This is a genomic window from Asticcacaulis currens, from assembly GCF_028550395.1.
Classification (GTDB): Bacteria; Pseudomonadota; Alphaproteobacteria; order Caulobacterales; family Caulobacteraceae; genus Asticcacaulis; species Asticcacaulis currens.
This window is the reverse complement of sequence record NZ_JAQQKW010000013.1, coordinates 63,376-89,020: the sequence shown is the minus strand read 5'-3', so window position 1 is coordinate 89,020 and position 25,645 is coordinate 63,376. Positions and strand designations below refer to the sequence as shown.

The following is a 25,645-nucleotide window of genomic DNA, read 5'->3' as shown; positions in this document are numbered from 1 at the left end:
ACAGACTCGGCGATTTGTTACTCTCAACAAAACGGGGGCGATCATGCCCCCGTGTCGTCAAAACCCTGCCCAGAAAATACGACCAGAGAACTGTATCGGCCCTTAAGTGAACTGCATTATCCCTTTGCGGGAGGCCTTTTTTGTTGCCTGGGATCGTCATTGAAACGACGCCCGGCATCTCCAAGACGATCTCCGGGCTTGGGTGTGGGTCAGGGCTTGTCCTTTTCAAGGTTTGCGGTCGGGGTGGCGCAGCCCTTGAGCACCTCGTCGCCCAGATTGACCTCGGCGGTCAGCGGGTAGGTGCGGTTGCTCATACCGTCGGAACAGGTCTGGGCGATCAGGGTCAGGCTCATCTCGTTGGACAGCAGCTCGGCGCGCTTGGGGCCGCTCTTGTCCTTATTGATCTCGAACAGGTGACGCGGGAAGACCTGCGCCTCTTCGCCCGGCCGTTCAAAGGTGACGTCCCGCTCGGTGAGTGTCAGCGACCAGAAGGGCTCTGTTCCGATGACGCTCAGCGGCGCGTTCAGATCGACACCCGACAGCGAATCGACCTGTGTCGATTCGGGCTCGGGCGGCTTCTCGACCTCCGAGCCGCACGCCGTCAGCGAAAACAGAGCCAGCAGGGAAGCCGACCCCAGGGCAGTCAGGCGCATCAGTCGTCGTCCTTCTTGTTCTTCTTGTCTTTTCTCTTGTCATCCCCGTCGGGAATAGCCGCGCCGATGACTTTGCCGGTGGTGCCGACGACCGCGCCCGTTACCCCTACGGCGGTGCCGACCGCAGCCCCGGTAACGGCCACGGCGACACAGCCCTGAAGCAGGAGGGGGAGCCCGATCAGGGCCGTGAGGGTAACGAGCGGTTTCAGTCGCATCTATGCGGCATCCAGAAGCAGAATTTCAGCGTCTTCGAGCGCTTCGAAGGTCAGCTCATCTTCGTCGATGATGGCCGCCCCGTCGCGCGCGTTCAGCTCCAGTCCGTTAAGCTTAACACGTCCGGCGGCTAAGACCACGTAAACATGACGACCTTTTTGCGGCGCGTAGCTTTCCGACTGGCCGCTCAGGAGCGTTGCCCCCAGAAGACGGGCCGGCGTGTTGATCTTCAGCGCCTCGGCATCATCATCAAAACCGGACGCCAGCGCCACGAACCTGCCCGCCCGGTCGCCCTTGGGGAAGGGCTTGGCCCCCCAGCGCGGGGCGTGTCCACGCTTGTCGGGGATGACCCAGATCTGGAAGATCTTGGTCAGCACGTCCTCGACATTATATTCGGCGTGGCGGATGCCGGTTCCGGCCGACATGACCTGAACATCCCCGGCTTCGGTGCGGCCGCGATTGCCCAGATTGTCTTCGTGGGTGATGGCGCCTTCACGCACATAGGTGATGATTTCCATGTCGGCGTGCGGGTGCGGCGGAAAGCCCGACTTCGAGTCGATTTCGTCGTCATTCCACACGCGGATCGACCCCCAGCCCATATTGTTGGGGTCGTAATAGTCGGCAAACGAAAAATGATGACGGGCGTTCAGCCAGCCGTGCTTGGCGTTATAGAGCTTCTCAAAGGGACGATGCTGGATCATGGCTTAGGCCTTTCGCAGTAAGGGTAGCTGTTGAGCGTCAATATAGACGGATGCAGTGTTGCGAATAGTGGAGCAATCAAAAACGCTTCGTTGCAAAAATAGCAACTCGACTGTGGAATTAGGGCTGTTGTCCGGCGCTCGCTTGCGGCACTATGCTGCAAGCAGGAGGCGAGATTTGGACAAGGCGCTTATCTACGGGCAGGCTCTGGCACAGTTGCGGATGCGCGCACGTCTGTCGCAGGACAAGGCCGCCGAGGCCGCCGGTACGTCTCAGCCGACCTGGGCGCGTTACGAAAGCGGGGAAAGTCGCGCCTTCCTCGATCGTCTGGCCGTGCGCTCGAAAGTCGTGCGGGCGCTGGGCTTCACGCTGCGCGATCTGGAGGCGGAGGTGGAACTGCTGGCGACAGATATGTCGTATGCCACCGAAGACACGACGGGACCGGGGCTTTCGGCCTCGGCTGGCGTCGATCTGACGGCGTTTAACCGCGCCGGTCTGCAACAGGTACGCATCGACACCAATGAGCTCAGTCCCTATGTGCGCGCCGGTGCCTTTGCCATCTGCGATACGGAGCGTCCGCCGAAACCGGGGGAGGGGGTCATTGTGCGCCTGCGTGACGGGCGTTCTCTACCGCGCTTCTACCTGCGCCAGGCCGCCGAGCTTTGGGTGGAGCGGCTGGTGGCCGAAGAGTCCGCCCATCGTTGGGTAACGGAAACCCTGTCCATGGCCGATATTGCGGGGGTCTATCCCATCGTGTTGCGTAGTGAGAGTGAATAAAAGCATCAAACGCATAAAATGAATTGACAATCTGTGCGTGTATCGCCACCCTTGTTCAGGCGAGGGAGGAGCACTAATGCGAGAGACAGGACATCCGGTTGATGTGGTGGTGGGGCAGAATATCCGCCTGATCCGCAAGGCGCGCGGCCTGACTCAGGAAAATCTGGCGGCGGGTTTGGGCGTCACCTTTCAGCAGTTGCAAAAGTACGAAAAAGCTGCCAACCGCGTCAGTTGCTCCATGCTGATCCGGATTTGCGAACAGTTGGGGGCGCACCCTATGGACCTGCTGCCGCCCGTCTCATCAACGGCCCACGCACTCATCGACCTGCCGTGGTACCGCGATGCGCAGATCGTGCATATCGCTCAGCCGCGCCTGCTGCCCGAACTGCGTCGTCTCAGCCGTTCGCAACTGCATACCCTGCTGATGGCAGCGCGGGCCTTCGCTTGAGGTAGCGTCGCGCGACCCCACAAAAACTTAGAGCTATTCGGCAGCTCAACTAAGCCGACGAATGCTCTATGCCGCCAGCGCCTTGTTGATGGCGTCGATCAGGCGCACATCGTCCGGGGCCACGTCAGGGGAGAAGCGCGCCACGACGTCACCTTTGCGGCCAATCACGAATTTCTCGAAATTCCACAGGACTTCGCCGCGCGGAGTCGGGGGAAAGCCATAGCCTGCAAACTTTTCGCGCATCAGCTCGGACCCGGTGGCGTCCGGCCAGGCCGTGGTCAGAGCGTCGTACAGCGGATGCTTGTCCGGGCCCGCCACGCTGATCTTGGAGAACAGCGGGAAGGACACGTCGAAGGCCGTCTGACAGAAGCTGGCAATCTCCTGATCCGTGCCGGGCTCCTGCCCCATGAAATTGTTGGCCGGGAAGCCGAGGATTTCCAGACCGTCAGCGTGTCTGGCGCGATAGAGGGCTTCCAGCGCCTCATATTGCGGGGTCAGGCCACATTTCGACGCCACATTGACGATCAACAGCACCTTTCCCGCATAAGCGTTCAGCGAGGTTTCGCTACCGTCAATCCGCTTCAGCGGCACATCATAAAGTTCGCCCATCAGGCCCTCCATAGAACAGGAAGGATAGGCGATCCCATCGCCTATGCAAACGAAAATGCGCTTTGATCACAGACCGTTGAGGTGCGTTTTTTAGGCGGCTGAGGCCTGTTTCGGGGACAAGGTCGGGGCAAACTGGGTCAGGTGATGACGCAGATAGTCGCACAGGGTCAGGGCATAGATGCTGAGATTGGCCATGGAGGGCCGCGTGCGCAGGAAGCGTTCGCACAGGCTCAGCATGTCGAGATAAAGCCGGTTCTGGAACCGGATATAGTCGATATCGAAGCGCGCCGTCTCACTCAGTTGCAGGGCGTCGATATCGCGCTGTTGCTCCGGCGAGGGCACATAGTCGGGCGTCAGCGACGATCCGGCCTTTTCCAGCGCCGTCAGCAAGGCCTCATTCAGCCACACATGGCTTTCGCCCATGTGCCGGGCATAGGTGCGTATGTCGGTGCAGTCCGAGCGCAGGGTGGCGGTGCGATGCACCTGGATCGCCACGGCGTTCAGGCGGGACACAAGTCCGACGAAGATATCCGCGACATCGGGTGCGGGCGCATCGGACAGGCTCCGGCGGACCGCGCTCAGGCGGGGAAGGGCGTGGGACGGGCGGCGGGCAGGCATCAGTTGCGGGGTCATGAACCTCTCCCCTTGTGAAAAACGATACACTGTCTGCGTTTTTGAAGAAGGCCGTCAGCGTCTGTTTATCAGCCGTCCGCAAGCCCTGACCATCATGAGTAGGACATGGCATTCGGCCATCGGGTTTTCAGGGCGACCCTGCGCCTGTAATTCGGCGCAATAGTGGCCATAAACCGGTCGCTTTTCGGCGATCAGGACGCTTTATTGTGCCGTGTACGGTCAAACGTCCGGATAACAGGACTACACGACGGACCGGTAAGGATGACATCCGGCATGTGTTAACACGGATAAGGTGGCGGTAAATTCGAGTCTTAACGCGTTTTGGAAAAAAAAGCGCCGTGCCCCATGCCCCGAAGCCTGAGGTGGTAACGATTGCAGGGCGATGGTTGCCGATAAAACCGTTTCAGATGCGTCCGGACTGTGATTTAGTCAGTCCTCATTCTCAGGTGGGAGGCTCTTTTCATGCGTAAATCCCTGTTGACCGTGGCTCTGGCTGCCGGTGTGTCGCTCATGCCGATGATGGCTGTGGCGGATGCCGAAAAGCCGGCCAATCTGATCGCCGATGGTATTCCGGCCGTCCCGGACAGCATTGTCGCGGCCACACGGCCTTATATGGAGTTTCGCACGGCCAGCTTCCGCGGCTGGGACCCGACCGATCGCTCGATGCTGATTTCGACGCGTTTCGGTAATACGGCGCAACTGCATAGCGTAAAGATGCCGATGGGGGCGCGCACCCAGATCTCGTTTGAGGCCGAGCCGGTCGGCGGCACCCTCTCGCCCAAGGGTGACGTGCTGCTGGTGTCCAAGGACACGGGCGGCAATGAGTTTTTTCAGCTCTATACGCTCAAGGACGGCCGGCTGACCCTGCTGACCGACGGCAAGAGCCGCAACACGTTTCAGGGCTTTTCCAAGGATGGTGAGCTGATCGCCTATAGTTCGACCCGCCGCAACGGTGCCGATACCGACCTTTATGTGATGAACCCGCGCGATCCGAAGACCGACCGTATGGTGGCGCAGGTCAGTGGCGGCGGCTGGGGCTTCGCGGACTTTGCACCGGACAAAAAAACGGCGGTGGTCGCGCAATATATCTCGGTCACCAAGTCCAACCTCTTCCTGTTAGACCTGCAAACGCGTCAGATGACGCCTATCGGCGACCAGAAGACGGACATTGCCTGGAGCGGCGCGCAGTTCGCGCCCGATGGTACTCTGTGGGTCACATCGGATAGCGGCTCTGACTTCAAGCGGCTGGGGACTCTGGATATAAAGACGGGCAAGTTCACGCCCAGATCGCCTGAGCCCAAATGGGATGTCGAAAGTTTCGAGATCGCCGAAGACGGCAGCTTTATCGCCTATTCGGTCAATGAGGCCGGGGTCTCGCGCCTGAAACTGCTGGACCCGAAGACGGGCACATCCACGCCGGTCACTGCCTTGCCGCAGGGCACGGTGGGCGGTTTTGCCATCGCGCCCTGGGGAGAGATTGGCGTCACGGTCGCTTCGGCCAAGGCGGCATCGGACGCCTATTCGATCGACCCCAAAACCATGGCGGTGAAGCGCTGGACGCAGTCGGAGACGGGCGGGCTTGACCCCAATGTCAATGTTGAGCCGGAATTTGTCGAGGTCACCTCGTTCGACAAGGAAAAGGTGTCGGGCTTCCTCTATCGCCCGGACCCCCAAAAATTCCCCGGCAAGCGGCCGCTGATTGTTAACATTCACGGCGGCCCCGAAGGGCAATCGACGACCGGTTTCCTCGGGCGCAACAACTACCTGCTCAATGAACTGGGCATCGCCATCTTCTATCCGAACGTGCGCGGCTCGACCGGCTTTGGCAAGCGCTTCGTCTCGCTCGATAACGGGCCGTTCAAGCGCGAGGATTCGGTGAAGGATATCGGGGCCTTCCTCGATGTGCTGGAAAAGGATGCCGGCCTCGACGCCGCGAAGTTTGCGGTCACGGGCGGCTCTTACGGTGGCTATATGTGTTATGCTGTGGGGATCCGTTATGGCGCGCGTCTGAAAGGCGCCAATTGCGTGGTGGCCATTTCCAATTTCGTGACCTTCCTTGAAAATACCCAAAGCTATCGCCGTGATCTGCGCCGTGTCGAATATGGCGATGAGCGTGACCCGAAGCAGAAGGCCAAGCTGCTGGAGATTTCGCCCATGACGCGGGTCAGCGAGCTGCGGGTGCCGCTGATGGTGGTCACCGGGGCTAATGATCCGCGTGTACCCAAGTCGGAAGCCGATCAGATCGTCGAAGCCGTGCGCGCCCGCGGCGGTCTGGCCTGGCATCTGGTCGGCATGGACGAAGGGCATGGCTTCGCCAAAAAGGCCAATCAGGACTATCAGTTCTGGACCAGCCTGATGTTCTGGCAGAAGACGCTGCTGGGGGAGTAAAGAAACATCCTCCCCCTGCGTTAGCAGGGGAAGTGCCGAGCCTGTCGAGGCAGAGGGGGCATAGCCGTCGTTTTGGCCCCCTCCGTCAGCTCCTTTTATTCGCTGCCACCTCCCCCGTACGCTTCTCTACAGGGGAGGAGGTATTTACAGCAAGCCCTTAGTCTTAAGCGCTTCGATCGCTTTCACCAGCGCCGCTTCGTCGCCCGCGCTGACGAAGGCCTGAATGCGGTCGGCCCCCAGTTCGGCCAGCACGACGTGGCGGAATTTCATCAGATAGCCGCTGACCTTGGGGTCATAGCCAAAGCGTGGGGCCAGCCTTTCCAGCACGGTGTCGGCGGTCTTTTCGGCGGCGCCGGAATGGATATAGCCGGCGTCGGATTCGTTATGGATGAAGCATTCACGCCAGACGCCGGTTTCGCCGCTCGCCCCGTTGCTCCAGTTGATCTCCAGACCGTTCGGGCCTTCTCGCAGATACCCGGCCTTGACCGGATCGACGCGGGCGATGATGGCGGCAGCTTCCAGCCAGGTGGCGACCTTTGCCGCGCCGTCACCGACCGGTGCCGTGTGGGCGCAGGCCTGCGTGATCACCAGACGCGGCGACAGCTTGCGCGCCATGCTCTCAGACAGGCCGAGCACGTGGTGCGCGCCCGTGCCATTGGCCCCGCCGATGCGCAGTTCGGGCAGGGTGGTGCCGTCGGCCTGCCACTGGAAGACCAGCGCCTTGGCCCAGTCGTGCCACAGGGCGGCGGCCGAGACGAGGCTGGCGTCAACCGGCAGGCCCGCGCTTTCGCTGTAGAGCGCCGACAGGGCCGCGCCGGAGCGCTGATTGAAGCGTTCGTGCTCCGGTAAGCCGCCGGGCCAGCCGTGGTGCGAATGGAGGGGGCCGCCGGGCGCCGCCACAAACGGCTGAGCGAGGGTGGGACACGCGCTGCCCTCGGCAGTGACCGGCGGGAAGACCCCTGCGGTGGTCTGCGGGCCGGTATCGGCGACGAAGCCGCGCGCCGCCAGTCGCGTGACAATGACTGCCTTGCCTTCGGCGGTCAGCCCGGCGCGATGGCGCAGGCATGTGTTTGGCGACAAGGCGTCAACGGTTGCCGCGCGGATCTGTGGATCGGTCAGTTCCTGAGCGGTTTGCTGCAAGCTCTTGTAATCCTTGCGTGCGCGCTCGGCCACGTGGGGTTCGGCGGCCAGGACCGGTGTGGTGCTCAAAAGGACGAGGCTCAGGGCGATGCGCTTCATTTCACTCTCTCGATCAGGGCCATGGCGGCGTGCGGGTTCTTCACCTTGTCCCCGCTGATGACATAGGCGAAGACGTCGCGCCTTTTAGCGCCGTTTTCGTGACGGTTTCTTTCGCCGACGCAGGCAATATCCTCTGGTACTGTACCTGTTTCGATGGCCTTCAGCCGCCCGGACCATTCATCGAGCGCGGCTTGCGCATAGCCGATCGGCTCGTTTTCCTCGGTGCCCAGCAGGCGCAGATAGGCGAAGTCTGCCGTCTGATCGCCGATCTGCGGGAAGTCTTCGTCAAAGGCATTGACCACGGCGACCTTGTAGTGGCGCGCCATGTTGATAAATTCCGGCGTCTGAAAGGTCGGGCTGCGCACCTCAACCGCGTGGCGCAGGCTTACCCCGTCGTAGGAATCGGGCAGAAGTTTCAGAAAGGCCTCGAAATCCTCAGCGTCGAACTTTTTGGTGGCCATGAACTGCCAGTTGATCGGCCCCAGCTTGTCCTTCAGTTCGGTGACGCCGGAGGTGATGAATTTTTCAATCGACTCGCCGGCTTCGGCCAGCACGCGGCGATTGGTGGTGTAGCGCGAGCCCTTGACGCAAAAAATGAATCCCTCCGGCGTCTCGTCGCGCCATTTGGCGAAGGTTTCCGGCTTCTGCGCGCCGTAATAGGTCGAATTGATCTCGATGGAGGTCAGTTTGCGGCTGGCATAGTCCAGCTCTTTCTTTTGCGACAGGCCGTCGGGATAGAAGGTGCCGCGCCACGGCACGAAGTTCCAACCGCCGATACCGATATAGATGCTCATGCCTGTCTCCTTGAAGGGTACGGCGACTATCTACGGCGAATGGACAGGCGCTGTCAGTATGAAAAAGGGGTAGGGTCGCGCAGCTATTATCGCTAAAGTGCCGCCATGATGTCTGTGACTGCTTCCGAACGGCTGGCCGCCTATCATCTGTGGCTGGCTGAGCGCCCCGAACCCAGTGCCGGGATTATGGCGGGGCTTGAAACCGCCCGTTCCATCCGCCTCGATGCCGAAGGGCTGAGGGCCGAAGGCTGGGAGAGCGATATGCCGCGCGGCTGGGCCGTGGCGGCGGGTGAACCGCTGCGCATCGGGGGCTATGACGAGGATCGCGGGATTTACGACAGCGACGTCTTTGCCGGAGACGGCGGCGAACGGCGTACCCTGCATCTGGGGATCGACCTGTTCGCTGCGGCGGGAACAGAGGTGTTTGCGCCATTGTCCGGGTCAGTGCATTCGTTTCAGGATAACAATAATATCAAGGACTACGGCCCGACTGTTATTGTACAACATGAACCACGGCCCGGCCTGACCTTCTGGACCCTATACGGGCATCTCAGCCGCGATAGTCTCGACGGTCTGTTTGCTGGCAAGGTGTTCAAAGCGGGCGACAGGCTGGCGCGTCTGGGCGATGACAGCGTCAATGGCGGCTGGTCGCCGCACCTGCATTTTCAGGTCATTCTCGATCTCGGCGGGCGGTCGGGCGACTTTCCCGGCGTCTTTAAACGCTCCGAGCGCGACCTGTGGACACAGGTCTGCCCCGACCCCAGGCCGTTTTTGGGGCTGACGCACCTGTGATGACGCCGCTTTATGCCGACGATAGCGTGCTGGTCTTCGATAAACCGGCGGGCCTGCTGTCTGTGCCGGGACGGTTGCCGGAGAACAAAGACTCGCTGGCCCTGCGCGTGCAGGCCCGGTGGCCGGACGCCCTGATTGTGCATCGGCTGGATATGGCGACCTCCGGCCTGATCCTGATGGCGCGGGGAGCTGAGGCGCACCGTGCCCTGTCCATCGCCTTTGCGGAGCGACAGGTCGCCAAGCGTTATGTGGCAGAGGTCGCTGGTGAGGTGGCCGCCGAGCAGGGCGAGGTCGATCTGCCGCTGATCTGCGACTGGCCCAATCGCCCGCGCCAGAAGGTCGATCATGAGGTCGGAAAACCCTCGCTGACCCGCTACACGGTTCTGGCGCGCGAGGCGGGGCGCACGCGGGTGGTGCTGGAGCCCGTTACCGGGCGTTCGCATCAGCTCCGGGTGCATATGATGGCGCTGGGCCATCCGATACTGGGCGATGAGTTTTATGCGCCGGATGAGGTGCGCGCGCTCAGCCCGCGATTGCGGCTCCATGCCGAATATCTGGCATTTCCGCATCCGGCAGACGGGCGCAGGATCGAGGTCGCTGCCGCACCCGCGTTTTGAAATTTACCGGTTTCTTATGGGCGCGCGCGCTTCCCCGATGGGATCGCTATACGTGTAGCGTCATAGTGAGGGGGTGAGAGTTCTCATTGAAGTCTTTTCTGGGTGACTTCCCTGAGCCACTGCCCCTTCCGGCCTCCTGGAAGGGGCTTTTTTACCGGCTATTTCACCACCGCACAGGCAACGCGCGCCCCGGCACCCCCGATGGGCTGGCTCGAATAGTCGTCGGGCGAAGCATGGACAACGACCGCCGCGCCGTCGGCGTCTTTCAGGGCCGACTTGCCAGGGGTGGGTTCATAGCTGACCAGCGACGAGAAGATTTCGGCCCTGGCCACGCCGTCCTTACCGGCATAGATATTGGTCAGGTCGCCATCGTCATTGGCGGCGGGGTTAAGCAGGCCGTGCACCAGCGCGCCGTGGCTGGCGTCATGGACGTGGCCGCCGGAATTCTGGAACTTGGCCGTGTCGCCGCAGTCGCCTTTTGAATGGAAGTGCACGCCGTGCCAGCCTTCGCTGAGGCCCGTCGCTTCGATGTGCAGGATGACGCCCTTGGGGGCCGGGGTGACGGTGACGGTGCCGATGGTCTTGCCGTCATTACCGATCAGGTCTGATGTGGCCGGGGCGGCAAAGACCGGTGTGGCGGCGAGGATCACGGCCGCGGCGAATGCGAATGTGCGCATGGAAATTCCTTCTCTCATCAGTCCCGCCCGCTCGCAGTCTCTCATGCTTGCGAACGGTTATCAATTGGTCTGTGCGGTTTTACGCGGACAGGCAGACGATCCGTCGGCTTGACGCGGGCGCAGAGTCGGGGGCAGGTCTCGGCACCACACATCATGTCTTACCGTGCCAAAGGATAGATATTATGACCGCCACGCCTGCAACGGACGGCATTAGCCTCGAACCCGGCTGGAAGGCAGCGCTGACGCCGGAATTCCACAGCCCGTACATGCAATCGCTCAAGGCCTTTCTGAAAGACGAAAAGGCCCACGGCAAGCGCATCTTCCCCAAGGGCAGCGAGTATTTCCGGGCGCTGGACCTGACGCCGCTCGATCAGGTCAAGGTCGTCATTCTGGGGCAGGACCCCTATCACGGCGAAGGTCAGGCGCACGGCCTGTGTTTCAGCGTGCGGCCGGGCGTGCGCATCCCGCCGTCTCTGGTCAATATCTACAAGGAGATGCAGAGCGATCTCGGCATCCCGCCCGCGCGGCATGGCTTTCTGGAACACTGGGCCAAGCAGGGGGTGCTGCTGCTCAACAGCGTCCTGACGGTCGAGGAGGGCAAGGCGGCGGCGCATCAGGGGCGCGGCTGGGAAAGGTTCACCGACGCGGTGATTGCACGCGTCAATGCGTTACCGCAGCCCGTCGTCTTCATCCTGTGGGGGGCCTATGCGCAGAAAAAAGCGGCCTTTGTCGATGCCTCGCGCCATCTGGTGCTGAAATCGGCGCACCCGTCGCCTTTGTCGGCGCACAACGGCTTTCTGGGCAGCCGGCCCTTTTCCAAAACCAATGACTGGCTAAAGGCGCAGGGCGTGACGCCTATCGACTGGAAGCTGCCGGACAATCCTCTGGACGCATAAAAAACCCCCGCCGGAGACACGCACCGGCGGGGGGATTTTATCGGAAACGCTTTGTCTTAAGCGCGTTACGCGGCGCGCAGGCGCTGCACGAAGGCCACGACCTCACCTTGCAGGTCGGCGGAGCGTTCTTCCAGTTCCGACGACAGGCCCAGTAGTTGCTGCGCCGCGTGGCCGGTCATCTGGGCCGCCTGATCGACGCCGGTAATGTGGCCGGTCACGTCGCGCGTACCGGTAGCGGCGCGGTTGGTATTGGCGGCGATTTCATTGGTCGCCGCGCCCTGTTGTTCGACCGAGGCCGCGATAGAGCCGGTCAGACCGCCGATGGTTTCGATCGTCCGGACGATGGCGTCGATGGAGCCGACCGTGACCGCCGTTGCCGACTGGATTTCCGAAATCTTGGAGCGGATGTCGTCGGTGGCCTTGGCGGTTTGCTGCGCCAGTTGCTTCACTTCGGAGGCCACAACGGCAAAGCCCTTACCGGCTTCCCCGGCGCGTGCCGATTCGATGGTGGCGTTGAGCGCCAGCAGGTTGGTCTGGGCGGCGATGGCCTGAATGAGGTTGATGACCTCACCGATCTGCTGGGCGGCGGTCGAAAGCGTCTGAATGGCCTCTTCGGTCTTCTTGGCTTCTTCGACGGCGCTTTGCGTTACTTCGGCGGTGCGGACGACCTGATGGTTGATTTCGCCGACGCTGGCCGACAATTCCTCGGTGGCGGCGGCAACGTTCTGCACATTGTTGGCAGCGTCAATAGCGGCCTGCGACACCGAAGCGGCGCGGGTTGAGGTGTCCTCAGCGGTTTCGTTGAGGCCGCGGGCGGCTTCGGCAACGGTACGCGACGAGGAGATGAAGCGCGTGGCCAGTTCGCCCATGTGCTTTTCAAACTCGGCCGCGATGCGGTTACGTTCGGCCATCAGTTCCTGATAGGCGCGCTTCTCGGCCATCTGCTGCTCGAATTTAAGCTGTTCGGCTTCGGCGGCGCGGTCGCGCAGGACGCGGATCGAACGCCACAGGCTGCCGATTTCGTCCTTCGCCGTATGGTCCGGAATCGGCGTGTCATAGGCGCCTTCGGAAATGCGCGTCACGCTGCGGTCGATGTTCTGGATCGGGCGCGAAATGGCCTTGATGGCGACCCACAGGGAGACGGCCAGAAGGGCTAGAATGCCCGTGACGGCCATCAGCAGGAAGAGGGTGGAGCGGGTTTTGCTGTAGGCGGCCACCTCGGCCTGCGACTTATCCAGATCGGCGCGGATGGCGGTCACCATGGCGTCGATGTCTTTCTGGAAGCCCGAACGGTTGGCGCGGTTGGCTTCGTTATTGCCCAGTTTGTTGGCTTCTTCCGGCGCGATGTCGCGGCCCACGCGGGCGATTTCCCGGCGGAAGGTGATGAATTGCTGCGCCTTGGCTTCGACGGCGGCAAAGGCCGGCAGTTCGTTGGGCTCAAGCGTGGCCTTCCAGGAGGTCAGAAGCGCCTGAATATCGTCGAGACCCTTATCGACGCCATCGGCGAACTTCTTGGCCTTTTCGGTGTTTTCGGCCATGTACACGCCGCGGGATTCCATCACCACAAGCGTCACAAGCCGGTTGAGCTTTTCGCCATTATAGGCGTTCTGGTTGGCATTGCCGTAGCTGGCCAAAATCTTGTTGTAGTCTCCGATGGTTGCCAGACCCAGCCCCGTAATGGCCGAAGCGATGATGGCGAAGGCGGCGACCAGCGCCAGAATCTTAAACTTGATGCTCATTTTTTACCCCGAACTCTGTCCGGAAAGCCAAAGCGGCTAAGGGTTGACCCCGCCGAGATGCGCCTCTCCGGTATATAACAGGGTTACAAATTACGCGCAGAGTCTTAAGGCTTTCTCTATCGCCGAAGTGGCATCACAAAAAATTGTTTTTAAAACAAGAGGATGGCGATGGTCTTCGATTACCGGTCGGGGGGCATACTGCGACGCGGTTTAAACACAGCTTTTATCGGCGCCACGTGCCGGTTTGGGCTTGCCCGGCGCGGAGCGGGGTCTTAGGTTCGGCTTCAGGTTAGGGCGCGTTTCGTTCAGAGGGAATCGAAGCGGTGCTTTTAACGTTTTTGTCTGACCGCGCATTCTGTTCCAAAAACCGTTTCACACTTTTGGGAATGCGCTCTCACGGAGAGACCCCATGAAGACCCGTGCCGCCGTCGCGTTTGAAGCCAAAAAGCCGCTGGAGATCGTCGAGGTCGATCTGGAGGGGCCGCGCCACGGCGAAGTGCTGGTCGAAATCAAGGCGACGGGGGTTTGCCATACCGACGCCTATACGCTGGACGGGCTCGATTCCGAGGGGCTGTTTCCCTCCATACTCGGCCACGAAGGCGCGGGCGTCGTGCTGGAGGTCGGCCCTGGCGTCACCTCGCTGAAACCCGGCGATCACGTTATCCCGCTCTACACGCCGGAATGTCGCCAGTGCAAATCCTGCCTCAGCCGCAAGACCAACCTGTGTACCGCCATTCGCGGCACGCAGGGCAGGGGGCTGATGCCGGACGGCACGTCGCGCTTTTCGTATAAGGGGCAGGCCATCCATCACTATATGGGCTGTTCGACCTTCGCCAATCACACCGTCCTGCCGGAGATCGCGCTGGCCAAGATTCGCCCGGACGCGCCGTTCGACAAGGCCTGTTATATTGGCTGCGGCGTGACGACCGGCGTCGGTGCGGTGATCCACACGGCGCAGGTCGAGCCGGGGGCCAATGCCGTGGTGTTCGGTCTGGGCGGTATCGGTCTCAACGTCATTCAGGGGCTTAAGCTGGTCGGCGCGGACAAGATTGTCGGAGTCGATATCAACGACTCCAAGGAAGAGTGGGGCCGTCGCTTCGGCATGACCCACTTCGTCAATCCGAAAAAGGTGTCGGGCGACATCGTCGCGCATCTGGTCGAACTGACCGGCGGCGGGGCGGATTACACGTTCGATTGTACCGGCAATGTCGAGGTCATGCGTCAGGCGCTCGAAGCCTGCCATCGCGGTTGGGGCGAAAGCATCATTATCGGCGTGGCCCCGGCGGGTGCCGAGATCAAGACCCGTCCGTTCCAGCTCGTCACCGGGCGCGTGTGGAAGGGCTCGGCCTTTGGCGGCGCGCGCGGCCGCACCGACGTACCGAAGATCGTCGATTGGTACATGGACGGCAAGATCGAGATCGACCCGATGATCACCCACACCCTGCCGCTGGAGCGCATCAACGAAGCCTTCGACCTGATGCACGCCGGCGAAAGCATCCGGAGCGTGATCGTATTCTGATGGAAGACGACGACGATTTCGAAATCGAGCACGTCGAACCCTATAGCTGCGTCTTCTGTTCCGAGCCGATCGAGGACGAAAACGCCGCCGTGACCCTGACCGCGACGTGGATGCCGCACTGGCGCGCCGCCAAGTTTTCGCCTCTGGCGCAGGACTTCTGGTGTCATTCGTCGTGCCTGCAAAAGAACTGGCACGGGTCGTGGCCGTGGGAGCCACACGTCCTGTTCGGTGTCGATACGGGTGATGACCGCGACTATGCCGAATCGCTGGCGCTGACGGTCGCGCGCCCCGAAGACCGCGCCGATATCGAGGACATGCTGGGTCTGGCCTATGAGGAGGGCCTGCACCGGTCCTACGGCTCTGATCTGGTCGAGGAGGTGCTGCCGTTTCTGACCGTGCTTGACCCGGCGCTCCTGACCTGCGGCACCTTCTACGTCATGGCCGATATGGACGGGCAGATCGCGGCGTGCGGCGGTTTCACCCGCGAAGCCCCCGGTTCGGGCGAAGTGATCGAAGGTGTCGCCCATATCCGCCACTTTGCCACGCATCCGGACTTTGCCGGGTTCGGCGTCGGCAGCCGCTTGTTCCAGCACTGCCTCAAAGAGGCCAAGGCGGCGGGCCTGCGCGAGTTTGTCTGCTATTCGGGGCTCAATGCCGAAGGGTTTTACCGGACGCTGGGCTTCAAGCGTGAAAATCTGATTGAAATTCACATGGCCGAGGGCGTCATCCTGCCCGGTATCCTGCTGCGCCGACTGATCTGAGGGGCTTATCATGGACATTACCGCGCAACACCGCCTGTTCGGAGGCACGCTGAGCTTTGTGAAGCACGACTCGGCGGCGACCCAGACGCCCATGGCGCTGAGCGTCTTCGTACCGGAAGGTGAGGGGCCTTTCCCGGTGCTGATCTGGCTGTCGGGGCTAACCTGCACAGCCAACAATTTCACGGAAAAGGCCGGGGCCTATAAGCGTGCGGCCGAACTGGGTCTGATGATCGTGGCACCGGATACCTCACCGCGCGGTGAGGGGGTTGCCAATGATGAGGCCTATGATCTGGGGCAGGGGGCGGGCTTCTACGTCAATGCCACGCAAAGCCCGTGGGCGGCGCATTTCCAGATGGAAACCTACGTCACGCACGACCTGCTGGAGCTGATCGCGGCGGAATTTCCGGCGGATATGAGTCGCGTGGGTCTGTCCGGCCATTCGATGGGCGGGCACGGGGCGCTGACGCTCGCCATGAACTATCCGCACCTGTTCAAATCGGTTTCGGCCTTTGCCCCTATCGCTTCGCCCGTCCACTGTCCGTGGGGGCAAAAGGCGATGACTGCCTATCTGGGGCCCTCACACGAGGCGTGGGAGCGTTCTGACGCGGCCTTGCGTCTGGCCAGGGGCAAGGCCCTGCCGTTTGATGAGATTCTGGTCGATCAGGGGCTGGCCGATCCTTTTCTTGAGACGCAACTGATGCCGCATCTTCTGGAGCAGGCAGCCAAGGTGGCCGGGCAAAAGCTGACCCTGCGCCGACACGAAGGCTATGACCACAGCTATTATTTCATCGCCAGCTTCATCGACGACCACCTCGACTTCCACACCCGGCGGCTTAAGGCTTAACCCGTTTCATGTGTGAGCGATTGCGCGTGACCCAGGTTTCGGTGGCATCGTCTGTAAAGTCGATCTGTTTCAGCGTCGTATAGGCATTGTCCTTATACGTCATCGTAACGCGGATACGCGCCGGACGCTCGTCATCCGTGGCGGTGCTTTCGAAATAGAGGGTCCAGTTGTCCGCCGTCGCCCCTTTGGCGAGGCTGACCGTTTCGCGGTCTTCGGAGGCCGGTTTGCCCTTGCGAAAGCTGGCGCTGGCCAGAGTCCTGCCATCCGGCTCAAAGGCGGAGAGGCTATAGATATAGACGATGCCGGTCTTTGGGCCGTCGTCATAGCGTGAGGTTTCCAGAACCGTCGCCTTGTCCTCCAGCACCGTCACTGTGCGGCTGACGGGCAGGCCAAACCACTGATCGCTCTGGTAATCCCGGTATTCCAGCGCCCCGGTCCATTCCCCTTGCAGACTGAGCAGCGCCTGCTGGGGCGTGAGATCGGCGGCGTGGACCATTGACGCACCCAGCGCCCACAGACCCACACCCAGCGTAATCTTGAGTTTCATGAACCCCTCCCTGATGATGTGTTCAGTACGCGCTCAGAACGCCCACGGATCAAATAACGAAACTGTTAGGGTGTAATCCGGAAAGCGCTTGCGTAAAATATTGCGCCCGCACAGTTTAGTGACTAGCATAAGCCGTGGAGCCGCAGGATGGCTTCGTTCCGGATCTTCCCCCCAATGTTACTCCTTGCCTGTGCCGTCGTCCTCCTTCTGGTGGTGCTGAACGGCATATTTGCCATGTCCGAACTGGCCGTGGTGTCGTCTCGACGTGCCAAGCTGCAAAGCCGTGCCGACAAGGGGGATAAGGGGGCACAACAGGCGCTCAAGCTGTCGCAGGACCCGACGCGCTTCCTCTCGGCGGTGCAGGTCGGCATTACCCTGATCGGTATTCTGGCCGGTGCCTATGGTCAGGCCACCATCGCCAGCGAGCTGGATCATCTGCTGGAGCATAACTTCCCGGCCGTCGCCCCCTATAGCGAGGCACTGGCCACCGGTATCGTCGTTGTCCTCCTGACCTATCTGTCGCTGATCGTCGGCGAGCTGGTGCCCAAGCGCGTGGCGCTGATCTTTCCGGAAACCATTGCCGGTTTTGTGTCGCGCCCGCTGTCGTTTCTGGCCATGGGTATGGGGCCGTTTGTGACGCTGTTGACCGGCTCGACCACGCTGGTCCTGCGTCTTCTGGGTATTCGCGACGAAAAGGGCGAGACCATCACCCAGGAAGAGGTGGAAACCGCTCTGGCCGAAGGTATGGGCGCGGGCCTGATCGAGCCGGCCGAACAGGCCATGATGACCGAGGTGATGCGCCTCGGTGACCGCCCGGCGCGGGTGGCCATGACGCCGCGTCCGGAAGTGTACTGGATTTCCATAGATGACGAAGAAAAGGTCATCCGCAACGACATCCGCGCCTGCCCCTATTCGCGCATCGTCGTGGTGCGCGGGCAGGACATGGAAAACCCCATCGGTATCCTACACAAGCGCGACGTCGCCGATACGCTCCTGAGCGGCGAACCGCTCGACCTGCAAAAGCTGATTGCCGAGCCCATCTATATTCCCGACACGACCTCGCTTCTTCAGGCGCTCGACATGTTCAAGGCGTCGAAGCTGCATATCGCCTTTGTCGTCAATGAGTTCGGCACCATCGAAGGCGTGCTGACGCCGACCGACCTGCTGGAAATGATCGCCGGTGACTTCAATGAGGAGCACGACGACGAACAGCCGATGATCCTGCACCGTGAGGACGGTTCGTGTCTGGTCGATGGGCGCGCCGACCTGTTCGAACTGTCGGAAGCGCTGGATGAAGCCTATGAGCCGGGCACCGGCTATCACACGGCGGCGGGTCTGGTCCTGCACCGTCTGGGGCGCTTCCCCAAGGAGGGCGAAATCCTGACTCTGGGTCATCACCGCGTCGAGGTGATCGACATGGACGAACGCCGCATCGACAAGCTGCTGTTCACCCCCCTCCGCAAGCCTGAAAAGGACGAGGCGGACGAGGAGTAGCGTCTCAGCAAATGCCAAAAAGCCCCGGACATGCCGGGGCTTTTTTTATTTCCGCTTCTGGGCCTGTTACCCCTGACGCACCTGCGCCACGAAGGCCTGAACGCGCCCTTTAAGGGCTTCGGACTGATCGACCAGATGATGCGCCGTCTCCAGCACGCGGGTCGAGGCTTCACCGGTTTCGCGCGTCGCCATGGCTACCGAATGAATGTGCCCGGCGACCTCATCCGTGCCTTTGGCGGCTTCGTGGACATTGCGGGCGATATCGTCGGTAGCGGCCCCCTGCTGGGCCATGGCGGACGAAATGCCGACGGAAAATTCGCTCATCTCATGGATGATGCCGCGGATCGACCCCAGGGCCTCCACTGTAGCGGAGGTCGCCTGCTGGATGGCGGTGATCTGCTCGCCGATTTCGTCGGTAGCGCGCGCCGTCTGGGTAGCCAGTGACTTGACCTCGGTGGCGACGACCGCAAAGCCTTTTCCGGCCTCGCCGGCGCGCGCGGCCTCGATGGTGGCGTTGAGCGCCAGAAGATTGGTCTGCTGGGCGATGGCCTGGATCAGGCTGACAACCTCTCCCACCTTGCCAGCGGCGGCCTCCAGTTCGCGGATACGCGCATCGGAGCGGTTGGCCTCTTCGACGGCCTTGCGGGCGATGGTGGAGGAGGCCTCGGCCTTTGAGGCGATGTCGTTGATCGAAGCGGTCAGTTCTTCGGAGGCGGCGGCGACCGTGCGCACGTTTCCGGCCGCCTGTTCGGTGGCCGAGGCGATGGTGGCGGTCTGCCCCGAAGCGCTTTCGGCGATCTGGTTCAGGCTCTGGGCCGACTGGCGCATATCGAGCGAGGCCTGCGCCACATTATCGACAATGCCGCCCACGGCGCTTTCGAACTCGGCGGCGAGATGCGCCATGGCCGCCTTACGGGCCGCAACGGCCTCCGCCTGACGCTGGATTTCGGCGTCGGAGTCGGCACGGGCGCGCAGACGCAGGCTTTCGCGGAAGCCCATCACCGCCTTGCCGATCAGGCCGATTTCATCGGCGCGTCGCGCTTCGGGCACCTCGGCATTGTGATCGCCGGAGGCCATGCGGTCGAAGGTCTTGCCGAGGCCCTTGAGCGGTGAGCCGATCATGCGGCCCAGCAGGACGAAGAGGATACCCGCCGCCACGACAATGCTGATGAGGGACAGGATGAGCATGGTGCGGTTGTTGCCGTCCGCCGCGGCATTCAGCGTGGCCTTGGGCACGGCGACGACCACCGCCCATTTGTCCTGCGACCCTCCGGCATTGAGCGGCAGGGCGAGGTAGCGCCACGCCCCGTTCGGCCCGGCGGCATCGCCGGAGGCGCTGCCGTTCTTGGTGATGGCGTCCTTCGCGACCCTGGCGACATTGGCATCGGCCTCGGCAATGGGCTTACCCAGACCCTTGCCGCCCGGATAGCTGACCGCCAGACCGCTGCCCGAGACGAGGGCGACAAAGCCGTCGCCAAAAGGCTTGGCTCTGGCCATTTCGCCCGACAGCAGCGACAGATCAATATCGACGCAGGCGACGCCGGTGAAAGTGCCGGACACCTTGATCGGCTCACAGAAGGAGGACAGCAGATGGTCCTTGCCCGCTATCGGATAGATATAGGGCTCGATCGCCACGGGGCGGTCTTCGTTTTTGGGCCGCAGATAATAGTCACCCGCGCCGGGCTTGTCATAATCGACCAGCACTTCGCGGATCACCTGGCCCGTGCCGCGATTGTAATAGGGCAGGTAGCGACCGGTGGCGTCGTGGCCTTCGCTGCCGGCATAGGCCGCATCGTCGCCCAGGGCCCCGGGTTCGAAACCGACGCCCAGACCGATAATGTCCGGGCTGGCGCTCAGGGCCGCATGAAGGACTTCGTCATAGACCTTGCGATCGGTGATGCCCTGACTGCGCAGCGCCCCAAGTGTGGAGGCCATTTCATGCGCGGTGCGGGCGGCGACGTCGAGCCGGTTGCGCACCGCCGCCACCTGCTGATCGGCGACGTGATTTTGCAGCGAGGTGTTTTGCGTGTCGAAGGTCTGGGTGGTCTGATGCGAAATCAGCCAGGAACCGGCGCCGAAAACGGCGGCAGCCGTCACGGCACCCACAATGGCGATGCGGGCAGAGAGCGAGCGCGAAAACATGGGTACAGTCCGGATGCGGGAAGGGGGCAAGGGTTAATATGAAGCGAATCGCCTTGCCGAAACCTTAACGCTGTTATCCGGAAGGGGCTTTCTCAGGCGGCGCTTGACTCTGCGGGCCGATGACGTCATAAGCGCCGCTTCTCCTGCTTACCTTCGGTAGGCGGGCTATTACGGGTTGATCCTGAACCGCCGTTGAAATCGCTGTCTCGCACTCTCGCGGGACGCCGGACAGGGTTATATAAAGGTAAGACTATGTCGAAGCGCCACAGCGCCAAGTACAAGCTCGACCGCGCCATGGGTGAAAACCTGTGGGGCCGTCCCAAGTCCCCCGTCAACAAGCGCTCCTACGGCCCCGGCCAGCACGGTCAGCGTCGCAAGTCCAAGGTTTCGGACTTCGGCCTGCAACTGCGCGCCAAGCAAAAGCTGAAGGGCTACTACGGCAACATCACCGAGAAGCAATTCTCGAAGATCTACGAAGAGGCCGATCGCCGCAAGGGCAACACCTCCGAGAACCTGATCGCGCTGCTGGAGTCGCGTCTGGACGCCATCGTCTATCGTTGCAAGTTCGTGCCGACCGTCTGGGCGGCCCGTCAGTTCGTCAACCACGGCCACGTTCTGGTCAACGGCAAGAAGGTGAACATCGCCTCTTACCGCGTGAAGGTCGGCGACGTGATCGAGGTCCGCGAGCGTTCGCGCAACATGGCTCTGGTGCTCGAAGCCCTGCAATCGCCTGAGCGCGACGTGCCGGACTATATCGAACTGGACGCCAAGGCGATGAAGGCCACCTATCTGCGCCTGCCGGAACTGTCGGAAGTTCCGTATCCGGTTAAGATGGAGCCGAACCTGATCGTCGAATATTACTCCTCGTAATAGTCGAAGCTGCGACGGTGAGAACAAAACCCCGGAAGGTCCGCCTTCCGGGGTTTTTGTTACTTTTGGTCGTCTTTCTTGCCATCCTCATCATCGTCGGTCGCGCCGGGCTTTGGGGCAGGGGCCTTGAGCATATCCAAAACCTCAGCCTTCGATTTTCCGGCATCAATCGCCGCGACAATGCTACCCAGCCGTTCAGCCGCCGCGGCCCCGTGCGGGTCATTGGCCAGAGGCCGCAGCACATCCGCCGCTTCGCCCAAGCGGTCGCGCCTGATCAGCAACTGCGCCGCAAAAATGGCGTAGTCGCGCACCGCTGGGGCCAGAATATGAGCCTGATAGGCGGCATTCACCGTGTTATCGTCCGGATAGTCCGGCCCCATCTTCGCCGCGCGCGCCAGATAGTTGAGATTGGAGGCGTTCATCGGGTCAAGGGTGTAGGCCTTACGAAACGCCTCGCGCGCCTTGCGCATCTGGGAGTCAAAGGTTTCCCCCGGCTGGAAAAGCCTGTGAAGGCTCATCAGATACCAAGTCTGACCCAGACGATAGAAGCCTTCGGCGTCATCGGGGTTGGCCGCCGTGTAGGTCTGGTAGTAGTCAAGCCCCTTCTGTTCATCGCCATACTGAATTTGGGCGCGCGCCAGCACCCCTTGCGCATAGGCCTCGTCCGGGTACTTACTGGCCTCCTTCTGGACTTTCTCCAGCAGCGCTGCTCTGTAGTCGCGGGGTATGCAGGTCATTGACCCGGCATCCCACAGCGCCAGTTTGTCGGCACTGCCCGGCATGGGTGACAGCGTGATTTTTGGGTCCGGCATATCCCGGATGCGATAAACCGTCGCCTTCAGTGAATTCATATAGCTCCACAGGACGGACGACAGCGATTTGACCGGCACGCCAAAGGCGGCTTCAAACGCCGCCACCGCCTCTTCCCCCTTGCTGCGGCGCTCAAGATAGTGGCGGAAGGCCTCACGCCGTGCCGGGTCACTCAGGATCCAGTGGGTCAGCAACCACGACTGCGGGTAGAAGTTTGAACCGGATCGGCGCGTCGAGGGGGCATCGCGCAGTATGTCCTCATAGGTCAGGGTGCCGCTGGAGCTGAGTTGACGGATGCGCCAGGACAAGGCCATTCCAACAACGGCTTCATCATTCAGAATTTTCGTTGTGCCATAATATTCGGCAAAGCCTTCGACAAACCAGCGCGGATAGAAGGTTTGCGAGTTCTGGAACATGAATATGTGCGTATATTCATGGAAGAAGATGTGCTGGCTGGTGTTTTCAGCGAGGTTCTGAACCTTGGAACCCGACGCGATGGCCTCCCCCTCATAGGTCGAAAACCCGGCCGTGCCGGCGGCGCAGATGCTTACAAAGCCGGCCACATGGCTATCCAGCCTGGGTCTGACCTGTTTAAGGTCCGATCGGTCACCCAGAAAATACAGCTTCATCCGCGGCTGCGGTTCGACATCCGGCCCCGAAAGGCCATAAAAGGCCCCGATAATGTAGCGAAACTTCTCCAGATTACGCACATAGGCCTCGGTGGCCTTCGCGTTGACGTTGGAATAGACGATGAAGTTCGGGCTTTCCGCCTGCACCCATTTTTCGGCGGCCTGCGACAGGCTGGCCATCAGCGACAGACAGACGCTCAACCCGATGATCGCTGTCTTTCGCATCACAAACCCCCTCGTGTATGAACCGGTTTTAAAATACCCGTTGTGCGCGTTCTGACAAGCCAAACAAAACGCCCTGACCCAGATAGGGCAGGGCGTGTGTCAGGCGTATGAAAGAGACGCGAAAATCAGGCCTCCAGCACGCCCTTATCGGTCAGAAGCGTCTTCAGTTCGCCGTTCTGGAAAAGCTCGCGCACGATGTCGGCGCCGCCAATAAACTCTTCTTTCACATAGAGCTGCGGGATGGTCGGCCAGTCGGAATAGGCCTTGATCCCTTCGCGCAGATCATTGTCCTGCAACACATCGACGCCCGCAAACTCAACGCCCAGATGGTCCAGAACCTGCACAACCAGCGAGGAGAAGCCGCAGCGCGGCTGATCAGGCGTGCCCTTCATGAACAGGACGACGGGATTGTTTTTGATGGTGCCATCAATGAACTGATGCACTTCGGTGTTGAGATCGGCGCTCACGGCGGGCACTCCGGCAAAAGGGTTTTGTGGGTGTGATATAGGCACAGACCGCTGTAAAATCCAGTGGATCAGGCCGGTTTCTTGCGGGCGTTTTCCAAGGTCTCGGCCTGCGCCGAAAAGCGCGCCATCTCGATCTGCGCCGGTACCGAGGTCGGCATGGCGCGCTCAACGACTGCGGCCAGCGCCTCCAGATGTTCGGGGTCATCCGCTGAGGCAAACAGGGTCGAAAGGTTGGGCTGGGTCAGGGCGTAGGACAGGCACAGTTCTTCGGCGGTCCAGTCGGGCGTCTGATGCAAGAAGGCATAGGTGCCCCGCCCGGCCAGCGGATCGGCCGGTTTGCCGCCGAACAGGCCGCGCCATCCGCTTTTGGGCACGACCGCTTCGGCCTTGCGGTACTGGGCCGGAAAGAAGTCGTGGCCGAAGACGGCCATACCCTGCGACAGGGCATAGTCGAGCAGGTGGCGCTTGTTCCACGAGGTGTCGATGTCAAACACCGTCTTGAGGATATTGAAGCGTCCGTCATCGACCGCCACCTTGATCAGGTCGTCATTGGCCGTTGCCCCGGTGAATTTCAGCATCCCCGCCTCACGCAGGGCGGTGAGAAAGGTCCAGCTTCGGTCGGGGATGCGATCAAAGCCGTTGGCGTGGAAGACCAGCAGGTCGATCCACTGCAGGCCCGAAGACTTGATGACACCGCGCAGGCGCTCGCGCAACGGCTCAAGGCGGTATTCATCGGCCGGGTCGCTGCTGCCTTCTTCCTCGGCGCTGAGGGAGACAAACAGAACGCGGCGATCGGCAATGGCGAAGGTGTCCGCCGCCACCCGCAGCAGTTCCGGCTGAGCCGAGGTCAGGTGAAAGGTATTGATGCCGTTTTCCAGCGCCGTGTTCAACAGGCGCGCTACGGCCTGCGGGTTACGACCCAGCTTCGCCCACGACACATTGAGGCCCAGGGCGGAAAGGGCCTGACCGGAGCGTCCGAACGGGCGATAGCGCATGGCGGACCTGTCTCAGGGGGCGCGGGTTTCGAGGGCGAGGGCGTGTAACGGACCGCTCATCAGGTCGGACAGGGCGGCATAGACCTTCTGATGCTGACGCACGCGTGGCATCCCTGCAAAACCGGCGTCGGTGATATAGGCCTTGTAATGGTCACCGTCTCCGGCCAGATCTTCCACGACAATCTCGGCGTCGGGGAAGGCGGCCTTCAGGCGGGCTTCGAGATCGGATTGGGCGACGGGCATGGGAAGGGCCTTGAGAACGACTCGATGAACGAACACAATCGGTTTGGAACTAGCACAGAATGGGTTAACAAGTGACAATTGTCTGTCTTCACCCTCCTCTTCCCTCGCATCCCGGGCGCGCCGCATGACCAATCTGACGGATATCCGCAACCCCAAGCCCAAGCCATGGGTGCGCTGGGTGCAGGTGCTGGCCTTTGTGGTGCCGCTGGTCGTTGCCGGGGCGTGGCTGTGGCACGAAAACGAGCGCTGGCGCGGAGTCAAAATCTACAAGACCGCTTTCGATTACGAACTGGCCTATGCCAAGATCGGCGTCCTCAACTCACAGGTCTATGTCGCGCGCGCCTATGACAACGGCTTTCAGGTGGACAAGGATCCGGCTCAGGCCGTCGAATGGTATAAAAAGGCGGCGACCCAGAGCCATGCCGAGGCGCAGTACCAGCTCGCGCGGCATTATCTGAGCGGAGACGGAGTGACGAAGGACGAAAAGGAGGCTTTTGTCTGGGCCCAGCGCTCGGCCTTCAAGGACTATCCGGAGGGTCTGCTGCTGACGGGGCAGATGCTGTGCGATGGGCGGGGTGTCGAGGCCAACTGCACGCGGGGGATCGACCTGATCCGCAAGGCGGCCGAGGCCGGATTGCCGACGGCGCAGAGCGCGTGGGCACGACGGCTGGAAGCGGGTGAGGGGGTGGCTAAAGACCTGACCGAAGCCTATGTCTTCTATGCGCTGGCGCATGAAGGGCGCACCTGGCAGCAAAACCCGCCACCGGTATCGGCTGATCTGCAACGATTGACGCCGTTGATGACCAAGGCACAGCTTGCTGAGGCGGAAAAGCGTTTCAACGCCCGCCGTCCGGAGCGGGTCCGTCCGGGGCAAAACCAAGTGACTTTTTAAAGAAGCCCTCCTCTGACACCAAGGGAGGGACTG

27 protein-coding genes are annotated in these 25,645 nt (G+C 61.5%); 12 read left to right on the top strand and 15 right to left on the bottom strand.

The genetic code is table 11. From position 1 onward, the window contains the following. Positions 1-209: 209 nt before the first annotated feature. From PQU94_RS16925 to PQU94_RS16915, 3 genes are read right to left on the bottom strand one after another with little or no spacing between them, the layout of a single operon-like run. A complete protein-coding gene (locus PQU94_RS16925; protein WP_272742612.1) occupies positions 210-653 on the bottom strand; it encodes a COG3650 family protein in 444 nt (147 codons plus the stop codon). After that, a complete protein-coding gene (locus tag PQU94_RS16920; protein ID WP_272742611.1) occupies positions 653-868 on the bottom strand; it encodes an NF038104 family lipoprotein in 216 nt (71 codons plus the stop codon). Before PQU94_RS16920 ends, PQU94_RS16925 begins: the two co-directional genes overlap by 1 nt. Further along, on the bottom strand, positions 869-1,567 hold the full coding sequence (locus tag PQU94_RS16915; protein WP_272742610.1) for a pirin family protein: 699 nt from the start codon (positions 1,565-1,567) through the stop codon (positions 869-871). 175 nt (positions 1,568-1,742) lie between these two features. Here PQU94_RS16915 and PQU94_RS16910 point away from each other — a divergent pair, with 175 nt between their 5' ends. Together PQU94_RS16910 and PQU94_RS16905 are read left to right on the top strand one after the other, a co-directional pair. After that, positions 1,743-2,342 (top strand): helix-turn-helix domain-containing protein, encoded by a 600-nt coding sequence (locus PQU94_RS16910; RefSeq protein ID WP_272742609.1) that lies wholly within the window; start codon positions 1,743-1,745, stop codon positions 2,340-2,342. 76 nt (positions 2,343-2,418) lie between these two features. After that, positions 2,419-2,790 carry a helix-turn-helix domain-containing protein gene (locus PQU94_RS16905; protein WP_272742608.1) on the top strand — a complete coding sequence of 124 codons (372 nt, stop codon included), beginning with the start codon at positions 2,419-2,421 and terminating at the stop codon, positions 2,788-2,790. Positions 2,791-2,856: 66 nt separating this feature from the next. Here the strand turns inward: PQU94_RS16905 and PQU94_RS16900 are convergent, their stop codons facing one another. Both PQU94_RS16900 and PQU94_RS16895 read right to left on the bottom strand, forming a co-directional pair. Further along, entirely contained in the window at positions 2,857-3,399 is a 543-nt protein-coding gene (locus tag PQU94_RS16900; protein ID WP_272742607.1) for a glutathione peroxidase, read from the bottom strand. A gap of 90 nt (positions 3,400-3,489) precedes the next feature. Beyond that, a complete protein-coding gene (locus PQU94_RS16895) occupies positions 3,490-4,032 on the bottom strand; it encodes a DUF4142 domain-containing protein (protein WP_272742606.1) in 543 nt (180 codons plus the stop codon). Between the two features lie 462 nt (positions 4,033-4,494). On the opposite strand from PQU94_RS16895, the gene PQU94_RS16890 reads away from it, so the two are divergent. Beyond that, positions 4,495-6,420 (top strand): S9 family peptidase, encoded by a 1,926-nt coding sequence (locus tag PQU94_RS16890; RefSeq protein WP_272742605.1) that lies wholly within the window; start codon positions 4,495-4,497, stop codon positions 6,418-6,420. Positions 6,421-6,564: 144 nt separating this feature from the next. Here PQU94_RS16890 and PQU94_RS16885 read toward each other — a convergent pair whose 3' ends face one another. Together PQU94_RS16885 and PQU94_RS16880 are read right to left on the bottom strand one after the other, a co-directional pair. Then, on the bottom strand, positions 6,565-7,659 hold the full coding sequence (locus tag PQU94_RS16885) for a hypothetical protein (RefSeq protein WP_272742604.1): 1,095 nt from the start codon (positions 7,657-7,659) through the stop codon (positions 6,565-6,567). Further along, entirely contained in the window at positions 7,656-8,453 is a 798-nt protein-coding gene (locus tag PQU94_RS16880; RefSeq protein WP_272742603.1) for a DUF72 domain-containing protein, read from the bottom strand. The genes PQU94_RS16885 and PQU94_RS16880 overlap by 4 nt, the downstream gene beginning before the upstream one ends. Positions 8,454-8,558: 105 nt before the next feature. Between PQU94_RS16880 and PQU94_RS16875 the strand changes: the two genes are divergently transcribed. After that, positions 8,559-9,245 (top strand): peptidoglycan DD-metalloendopeptidase family protein, encoded by a 687-nt coding sequence (locus PQU94_RS16875; RefSeq protein ID WP_272742602.1) that lies wholly within the window; start codon positions 8,559-8,561, stop codon positions 9,243-9,245. Then, on the top strand, positions 9,245-9,862 hold the full coding sequence (locus tag PQU94_RS16870; protein WP_272742613.1) for a pseudouridine synthase: 618 nt from the start codon (positions 9,245-9,247) through the stop codon (positions 9,860-9,862). Before PQU94_RS16875 ends, PQU94_RS16870 begins: the two co-directional genes overlap by 1 nt. Positions 9,863-10,020: 158 nt before the next feature. Here the strand turns inward: PQU94_RS16870 and PQU94_RS16865 are convergent, their stop codons facing one another. Beyond that, positions 10,021-10,539, bottom strand: a complete 519-nt coding sequence (locus PQU94_RS16865) for a superoxide dismutase family protein (RefSeq protein ID WP_272742601.1) — start codon at positions 10,537-10,539, stop codon at positions 10,021-10,023. 182 nt (positions 10,540-10,721) lie between these two features. Here PQU94_RS16865 and ung point away from each other — a divergent pair, with 182 nt between their 5' ends. Next, positions 10,722-11,435, top strand: coding sequence for a uracil-DNA glycosylase (gene ung, locus PQU94_RS16860; protein WP_272742600.1), 714 nt, complete (start codon positions 10,722-10,724; stop codon positions 11,433-11,435). 65 nt (positions 11,436-11,500) lie between these two features. Here the strand turns inward: ung and PQU94_RS16855 are convergent, their stop codons facing one another. Beyond that, positions 11,501-13,174 carry a methyl-accepting chemotaxis protein gene (locus PQU94_RS16855; RefSeq protein ID WP_272742599.1) on the bottom strand — a complete coding sequence of 558 codons (1,674 nt, stop codon included), beginning with the start codon at positions 13,172-13,174 and terminating at the stop codon, positions 11,501-11,503. A gap of 409 nt (positions 13,175-13,583) precedes the next feature. On the opposite strand from PQU94_RS16855, the gene PQU94_RS16850 reads away from it, so the two are divergent. Genes PQU94_RS16850 through fghA form a run of 3 tightly spaced genes read left to right on the top strand, consistent with a single transcriptional unit; the run spans position 13,584 to position 16,298 of the window. After that, complete coding sequence (locus PQU94_RS16850) at positions 13,584-14,693, top strand: S-(hydroxymethyl)glutathione dehydrogenase/class III alcohol dehydrogenase (protein ID WP_272742598.1); 1,110 nt, start codon at positions 13,584-13,586, stop codon at positions 14,691-14,693. Beyond that, positions 14,693-15,454: a GNAT family N-acetyltransferase gene (locus PQU94_RS16845; RefSeq protein WP_272742597.1), complete on the top strand. Its 762-nt coding sequence runs from the start codon at positions 14,693-14,695 to the stop codon at positions 15,452-15,454. Before PQU94_RS16850 ends, PQU94_RS16845 begins: the two co-directional genes overlap by 1 nt. A gap of 10 nt (positions 15,455-15,464) precedes the next feature. Then, the gene (fghA, locus tag PQU94_RS16840; RefSeq protein WP_272742596.1) at positions 15,465-16,298 is read left to right on the top strand and encodes an S-formylglutathione hydrolase; all 834 of its coding nucleotides are present in this window, start codon (positions 15,465-15,467) and stop codon (positions 16,296-16,298) included. Here fghA and PQU94_RS16835 read toward each other — a convergent pair. Beyond that, on the bottom strand, positions 16,288-16,845 hold the full coding sequence (locus PQU94_RS16835; RefSeq protein WP_272742595.1) for a hypothetical protein: 558 nt from the start codon (positions 16,843-16,845) through the stop codon (positions 16,288-16,290). The genes fghA and PQU94_RS16835 overlap by 11 nt on opposite strands. Before the next feature lie 174 nt (positions 16,846-17,019). Between PQU94_RS16835 and PQU94_RS16830 the strand changes: the two genes are divergently transcribed. Beyond that, positions 17,020-18,339: a hemolysin family protein gene (locus PQU94_RS16830; RefSeq protein WP_272742594.1), complete on the top strand. Its 1,320-nt coding sequence runs from the start codon at positions 17,020-17,022 to the stop codon at positions 18,337-18,339. 66 nt (positions 18,340-18,405) lie between these two features. On the opposite strand, the gene PQU94_RS16825 is transcribed toward PQU94_RS16830, so the two are convergent. After that, positions 18,406-20,481 carry a methyl-accepting chemotaxis protein gene (locus tag PQU94_RS16825; RefSeq protein ID WP_272742593.1) on the bottom strand — a complete coding sequence of 692 codons (2,076 nt, stop codon included), beginning with the start codon at positions 20,479-20,481 and terminating at the stop codon, positions 18,406-18,408. Between the two features lie 252 nt (positions 20,482-20,733). On the opposite strand from PQU94_RS16825, the gene rpsD reads away from it, so the two are divergent. After that, entirely contained in the window at positions 20,734-21,351 is a 618-nt protein-coding gene (rpsD, locus tag PQU94_RS16820) for a 30S ribosomal protein S4 (protein WP_013480534.1), read from the top strand. A gap of 59 nt (positions 21,352-21,410) precedes the next feature. Here the strand turns inward: rpsD and PQU94_RS16815 are convergent, their stop codons facing one another. The 4 genes from PQU94_RS16815 to PQU94_RS16800 all read right to left on the bottom strand — a co-directional run bounded on the left by PQU94_RS16815 (position 21,411) and on the right by PQU94_RS16800 (position 24,720). Then, entirely contained in the window at positions 21,411-23,015 is a 1,605-nt protein-coding gene (locus PQU94_RS16815) for a hypothetical protein (protein WP_272742592.1), read from the bottom strand. Positions 23,016-23,140: 125 nt separating this feature from the next. Beyond that, entirely contained in the window at positions 23,141-23,482 is a 342-nt protein-coding gene (grxD, locus tag PQU94_RS16810) for a Grx4 family monothiol glutaredoxin (RefSeq protein WP_272742591.1), read from the bottom strand. Positions 23,483-23,550: 68 nt separating this feature from the next. Beyond that, the gene (locus PQU94_RS16805; protein ID WP_272742590.1) at positions 23,551-24,477 is read right to left on the bottom strand and encodes an aldo/keto reductase; all 927 of its coding nucleotides are present in this window, start codon (positions 24,475-24,477) and stop codon (positions 23,551-23,553) included. A gap of 12 nt (positions 24,478-24,489) precedes the next feature. Further along, a complete protein-coding gene (locus tag PQU94_RS16800) occupies positions 24,490-24,720 on the bottom strand; it encodes a BolA/IbaG family iron-sulfur metabolism protein (protein WP_272742589.1) in 231 nt (76 codons plus the stop codon). 124 nt (positions 24,721-24,844) lie between these two features. Between PQU94_RS16800 and PQU94_RS16795 the strand changes: the two genes are divergently transcribed. Further along, positions 24,845-25,612 (top strand): tetratricopeptide repeat protein, encoded by a 768-nt coding sequence (locus tag PQU94_RS16795; protein ID WP_272742588.1) that lies wholly within the window; start codon positions 24,845-24,847, stop codon positions 25,610-25,612. Positions 25,613-25,645 lie beyond the last annotated feature (33 nt).